5 protein-coding genes are annotated in these 5183 nt (G+C 73.7%); 4 read left to right on the top strand and 1 reads right to left on the bottom strand.

Annotated features, from left to right (window positions below; all coding sequences use genetic code 11):
- The coding region (locus AAHZ94_RS28035) for a hypothetical protein (RefSeq protein WP_349996317.1) at positions 1-181 on the top strand (181 nt) is incomplete at its 5' end.
- A gap of 174 nt (positions 182-355) precedes the next feature.
- On the opposite strand, the gene AAHZ94_RS28030 is transcribed toward AAHZ94_RS28035, so the two are convergent.
- A complete protein-coding gene (locus AAHZ94_RS28030) occupies positions 356-1081 on the bottom strand; it encodes an MBL fold metallo-hydrolase (protein WP_349996316.1) in 726 nt (241 codons plus the stop codon).
- A 199-nt stretch (positions 1082-1280) separates the two neighbouring features.
- Between AAHZ94_RS28030 and hrcA the strand changes: the two genes are divergently transcribed.
- From hrcA to AAHZ94_RS28015, 3 genes are all read left to right on the top strand, one after another.
- A complete protein-coding gene (gene hrcA, locus AAHZ94_RS28025; protein WP_349996314.1) occupies positions 1281-2297 on the top strand; it encodes a heat-inducible transcriptional repressor HrcA in 1017 nt (338 codons plus the stop codon).
- Complete coding sequence (dnaJ, locus tag AAHZ94_RS28020) at positions 2298-3431, top strand: molecular chaperone DnaJ (protein WP_349996312.1); 1134 nt, start codon at positions 2298-2300, stop codon at positions 3429-3431.
- A gap of 689 nt (positions 3432-4120) precedes the next feature.
- Positions 4121-5183, top strand: a 1063-nt coding sequence (locus tag AAHZ94_RS28015; RefSeq protein ID WP_349996310.1) for a nitronate monooxygenase, incomplete at its 3' end; no start/stop codon positions are given.

The following is a 5183-nucleotide window of genomic DNA, read 5'->3' as shown; positions in this document are numbered from 1 at the left end:
GGGGGCCGGCGCGCCCCACCGCGCCCCGCCCCAGCCCCCACCCCCCCCCCCCCCCCCCCCCCCGGCCCCCCCCCCCCCCGCCCCCGCCCCCGCCCCCCCCCCGCGCCGGCTCCGGGCCCCGCAGGAAAGGCCGGTCCCCGACTGCGAGCGCCCGCCGCAGTTGCGCCCGCCCGGCCTGTAAGGCGGCCTGACTCGGGCCTGTACGAGCGCGCCCGGACCCGGGCCCGTTCGAGCGCGCAGGCCCCGCCCCGTACGGTGCGCGCCCCGGGCCCGGACACTTCCCACTACGCGCGCCCGCCCCCGCGCGTAGCCGCGGCCACTCCTGCTTCTCGCCCTGCTCCTGCTCTTCCTGCTCCTACGCGAAGCGGTGGGCCAGCATCGCGCGCTGCGCGCGCACGTAGGCGGCGTCCACCACCGCGCCGTGGCCCGGCACGTACCGGGCGTCATCGCCGCCGAGGTCGAGCAGCCGGTCCAGGGCCGCCGGCCAGTGGGTGGGCACCGCGTCCGGGCCCGCCTGGGGTTCGCCCGACTCCTCCACCAGGTCGCCGCAGAACACCACCTCGGGCCGGCCGGGTACGAAGACGGCCAGGTCGTGCCCGGTGTGCCCGGGGCCGACGTTGGCGAGCAGCACCTCGCGGTCGCCGCCGAGGCTCACGGTCACCTCGCCGCACACCGAGTGCCGCGGGTACACCAGCAGGTCGGTGGCGACCGCCGCGGCATCGGGGTCCGCCCCGTGTCGTACCGCGTCCGCCCGCAACTCGTCCCGCTCCCGGTGCAGCAACTCGGCCAGCCCCACCGCCCCGTACACCTGCACGCCGGCGAAGGCCGCGGTGCCCAGGACGTGGTCGAAGTGCGGATGGGTGAGCACGACGTGCGTGACCTCGTGGCCGAACAGGGCGCGCACCTCCCGGCGGACCTCCGCGCCCTCACGGAGCGTGGCGCCGGTGTCCACCACGAGCACGCCCGCCGGGCCGGCCACCGCCCCCACCGTGGCGTCCCACTGCGGCAGCCGGCGCCGGGCGACGCCCGGCGCGAGAACCTCCCAGCGATCCCGTACGCGCTCTTCCGCACTGCTGTCCATGGGAGAGACGCTAACGGTCGGCCGGGGGGCCCGCCCGGCCGGCGACGGCAGTTTCCGGCCCCACGCTCGGTTACGGCCGGGGCGACTCTTGCCCGGACCGCGGTCACCGGCCGTACACTGGCCCCGGGTTATTTGGCACTCGAATGTGCTGAGTGCCAGGAGAGGCCCCCGAGCGACGGTTTGACTGGAGGTGTGCGCGATGCTGAGCGAACGCAGACTTGAAGTGCTGCGCGCCATCGTCCAGGACTACGTCGGCACCGAGGAGCCGGTGGGTTCCAAGGCGCTCACCGAGCGGCACCAACTCGGCGTCTCGCCGGCCACGGTGCGTAACGACATGGCAGCCCTGGAGGACGAGGGCTTCATCGCCCAGCCGCACACCAGCGCCGGCCGCATCCCCACCGACAAGGGCTACCGGCTCTTTGTGGACAAGCTCGCCGGTGTGAAGCCGCTCTCACCCGCAGAGCGCCGCGCCATCCAGAACTTCCTGGACGGCGCGGTGGACCTCGACGACGTGGTGGGGCGCACGGTACGGCTGTTGGCGCAGCTCACCCGGCAGGTCGCGGTGGTGCAGTACCCGTCGCTGACCCGGTCGACGGTGCGGCACGTGGAGTTGCTCGCGCTCGCGCCCGCGCGCGTGATGCTGGTGCTGATCACCGACACCGGCCGGGTCGAGCAGCGGATGGTGGACTGCCCGGCGCCGGTCGGCGAGACCGCGCTGGCCGATCTGCGGGCGCGGCTCAACAGCCGGGTCGTCGGGCGGCGGTTCGCGGACGTGCCGCAGCTCGTGCAGGATCTGCCGGAGTCGTTCGAGCTTGAGGACCGGGGCGCGGTCTCCACGGTGCTGGCGACCCTGCTGGAGACGCTGGTCGAGGAGACCGAAGAGCGGCTGATGATCGGCGGCACCGCCAATCTCACCCGGTTCGGACACGACTTCCCGCTGACCATCAGGCCGGTGCTCGAAGCCCTTGAGGAACAGGTCGTCCTGCTCAAGCTGCTCGGCGAGGCCAAGGACTCGGGCATGACCGTGCGAATCGGTCATGAGAACGCTCACGAGGGCCTGAACTCCACATCCGTGGTCGCCGTCGGCTACGGTTCGGGCGACGAGGCAGTCGCAAAACTCGGCGTGGTCGGACCGACCCGCATGGACTACCCCGGAACGATGGGAGCGGTACGCGCAGTGGCACGTTACGTCGGACAGATCCTGGCGGAGTCGTAAGTGGCGACGGACTACTACGCCGTCCTGGGCGTGCGGCGCGATGCCTCCCAGGACGAGATCAAGAAGGCGTTCCGCAGGCTCGCGCGTGAGCTGCACCCGGACGTCAACCCGGACCCGAAGACGCAAGAGCGCTTCAAGGAGATCAACGCCGCCTACGAGGTCCTGTCGGACCCGCAGAAGAAGCAGGTCTACGACCTCGGCGGCGACCCGCTCTCCAGCGCGTCGGGCGGCGGCCAGGGCGGCTTCGGAGCCGGCTTCGGCAACTTCTCCGACATCATGGACGCCTTCTTCGGCACCGCGTCGCAGCGCGGCCCGCGCTCGCGCACGCGCCGCGGCCAGGACGCCATGATCCGGCTCGACATCGAGTTGAGCGAGGCGGCGTTCGGCACCACCAAGGAGATCCAGGTCGACACGGCCATCGTGTGCACGACCTGTAGCGGTGAGGGCGCGGCGCCCGGCACCTCGGCGCAGACCTGTGACATGTGCCGCGGTCGCGGCGAGGTGTCCCAGGTCACCCGCTCCTTCCTGGGCCAGGTCATGACCTCGCGGCCGTGCCCGCAGTGCCAGGGCTTCGGCACCGTGGTGCCGACCCCGTGCCCGGAGTGCGCGGGCGACGGGCGGGTGCGCTCGCGGCGCACGCTGACCGTCAAGATTCCCGCGGGCGTCGACAACGGCACCCGCATCCAACTCGCGGGCGAAGGCGAGGTCGGCCCCGGCGGCGGCCCCGCCGGCGACCTGTACGTGGAGATCCACGAGGCCCAGCACGCGGTCTTCCAGCGCCGCGGGGACGACCTGCACTGCACGGTCACCATTCCGATGACGGCGGCGTCCCTCGGCACCAAGGTGCCGCTGGAGACGCTGGACGGCGTGGAGGAGATCGACATCAGACCGGGCACCCAGTCCGGCCAGTCGGTCCCGCTGCACGGGCGCGGCATCACGCACCTGCGGGGCGGTGGCCGCGGCCAGTTGATCGTGCACGTCGAGGTCACCACGCCGAGCAAGCTCGACCCGGAGCAGGAAGAACTGCTGCGCCGGCTCGCCAAGTTGCGCGGCGAGGAACGCCCGACAGGCGAATTCAAGCCAGGTCAGCAGGGGCTGTTCTCCCGGCTGAAGGACGCGTTCAACGGCCGGTGAGGGCCGGCCCGCGCCGCGCGGGCCACGGCACTGACCAGAGGGCGCCGACCCCGTTGCGTACGGGGGCGGCGCCCTCCGCGTTTTCCGCTCATTCGCTGGCGCGGGCAGGTCTCGTGGAGCGGGTGCGCTCCGTGCGGCAGGTGCGTCCCCGCGCATCAGGACCGGGCCGTGGGACGGGACCGGGCTGTTCATCCGGGCTGGCCCACCCGGATCGGGCCGTTCGCTCGGCTGGCCCGGTCAACCGGTCGGACGGCCGTCGGGTGGGTCGCACCGGCGCTGGTCCCTGGTCCCTGGTCCCTGGTCCCTGGTCCCTGGTCCCGAGCGTGGTCGTACGAGGTGCTGGCGCGGTTCGCTTGCCTCAGTCCGAGTGCGGTCGTACGGGCCGCTGGCCTGCTCCGAGCGCGGTCGTACGGGCCGCTGGGACTAGTCGGGGCGTGGCCGTCCGGGGCGCTGCCCCCAGGCCGAGCATGGCCGTACGGGGCGCTGCCTCCGGCACAAGTGCGGTCGTACGGGCCGCTGGCTCTGGTCTGAGCGACGGTCGCACGGGCCGCTGCTCCCGGCCCGGGCGCGGTCGTACGGGCCGGGTGAACAGGGCGTGCCGCAGCGGTGCGGAGAGTGTGGTGGAGGTCCACGGTGTGGACGCCCGGGGGTGTTGCCCGGGGCCGCACGGAGCGTGGCACGATGTGGCCATGTCCTCCCCGTTGACCGATCTCTACCGGTATCCCATCGTGCAGGCCCCCATGGCGGGGGGCGCCTCGCGCCCGCAGCTCGCCGCCGCCGTGGGCGCGGCCGGGGGACTCGGCTTCCTCGCCGCCGGATACAAGACGCCGGCGGCGATGTACGAGGAAATCAAGCACCTGCGGGCCCGGGGCGACGTGCCGTTCGGCGTCAACCTCTTCATGCCGCAGCCCGCGACCAGCGACCCGTCGGCCGTCGCCGTCTACGGCGAGCAGCTCGCCGGCGAGGTCGCCTGGTACGAGACACCGCTCGGCGACTGCGACACGGCCACCGACGACGCCTACGACGCCAAGCTCGCCATCCTGTTGGACGACCCGGTGCCGCTGGTCTCCTTCACCTTCGGCTGCCCCACGCGCGCGGTGTGCGAGGCGTTCGCCAGGGTCGGGACGGTGACGGTGGTGACCGTCACCTCCGTCGACGAGGCGCTCGCCGCCCAGGCGGCCGGCGCTACCGCGCTCTGCGTCCAGGGCATCGAGGCGGGCGGCCACCAGGGCACCCACCGCGATGACCCGCACGTCCAGGGCGGTGGCCAGGGCCTCGGGCTGCTCGCCCTCATCCAGTTGGTGCGCGAGGCGGTGCCGCTGCCGGTGATCGCCGCCGGCGGGCTGATGCGCGGCGCGCAGATCGCCGCGGTGCTCGCGGCCGGCGCCAGCGCCGCCCAACTGGGCACCGCGTTCCTGGTCTGCCCCGAGTCCGGCGCCAGCGCCGTCCACAAGCGGGCCCTGACCGACACCACGTTCATCCGTACCGAGCTGACCCGGGCCTTCTCCGGGCGGCCCGCTCGCGGCCTGGTCAACCGCTTCGTCCGCGAACACGGCCCGTACGCCCCCGCCGCCTACCCGCAGGTGCACTACCTGACCGCCGGGCTGCGCAAGGCCGCCGCCGCTGCCGGCGATCCGCAGGGCATGGCCCTGTGGGCCGGGCAGGGGCACCGGCTGGCGCGCGAGCTGCCCGCGGGCGAACTGGTGGAGCTGCTGGTGGCCGAGGGCGACGCGGCGCGCGCCGGACTCGCCG

The organism is Streptomyces sp. HSW2009 (assembly GCF_040240285.1).
Taxonomy (GTDB): domain Bacteria; phylum Actinomycetota; class Actinomycetes; order Streptomycetales; family Streptomycetaceae; genus Streptomyces.
Note: the sequence above shows the minus strand (reverse complement) of the source record. Positions and strands in the feature narration are given on the sequence as shown.

Excerpts from the sequence above, each read along its gene's own strand:
- AAHZ94_RS28030 (WP_349996316.1), bottom strand. The coding sequence starts at position 1,081 with ATGGACAGCAGTGCGGAAGAGCGCGTACGGGATCGCTGGGAGGTTCTC.
- hrcA (WP_349996314.1), top strand. The coding sequence starts at position 1,281 with ATGCTGAGCGAACGCAGACTTGAAGTGCTGCGCGCCATCGTCCAGGAC.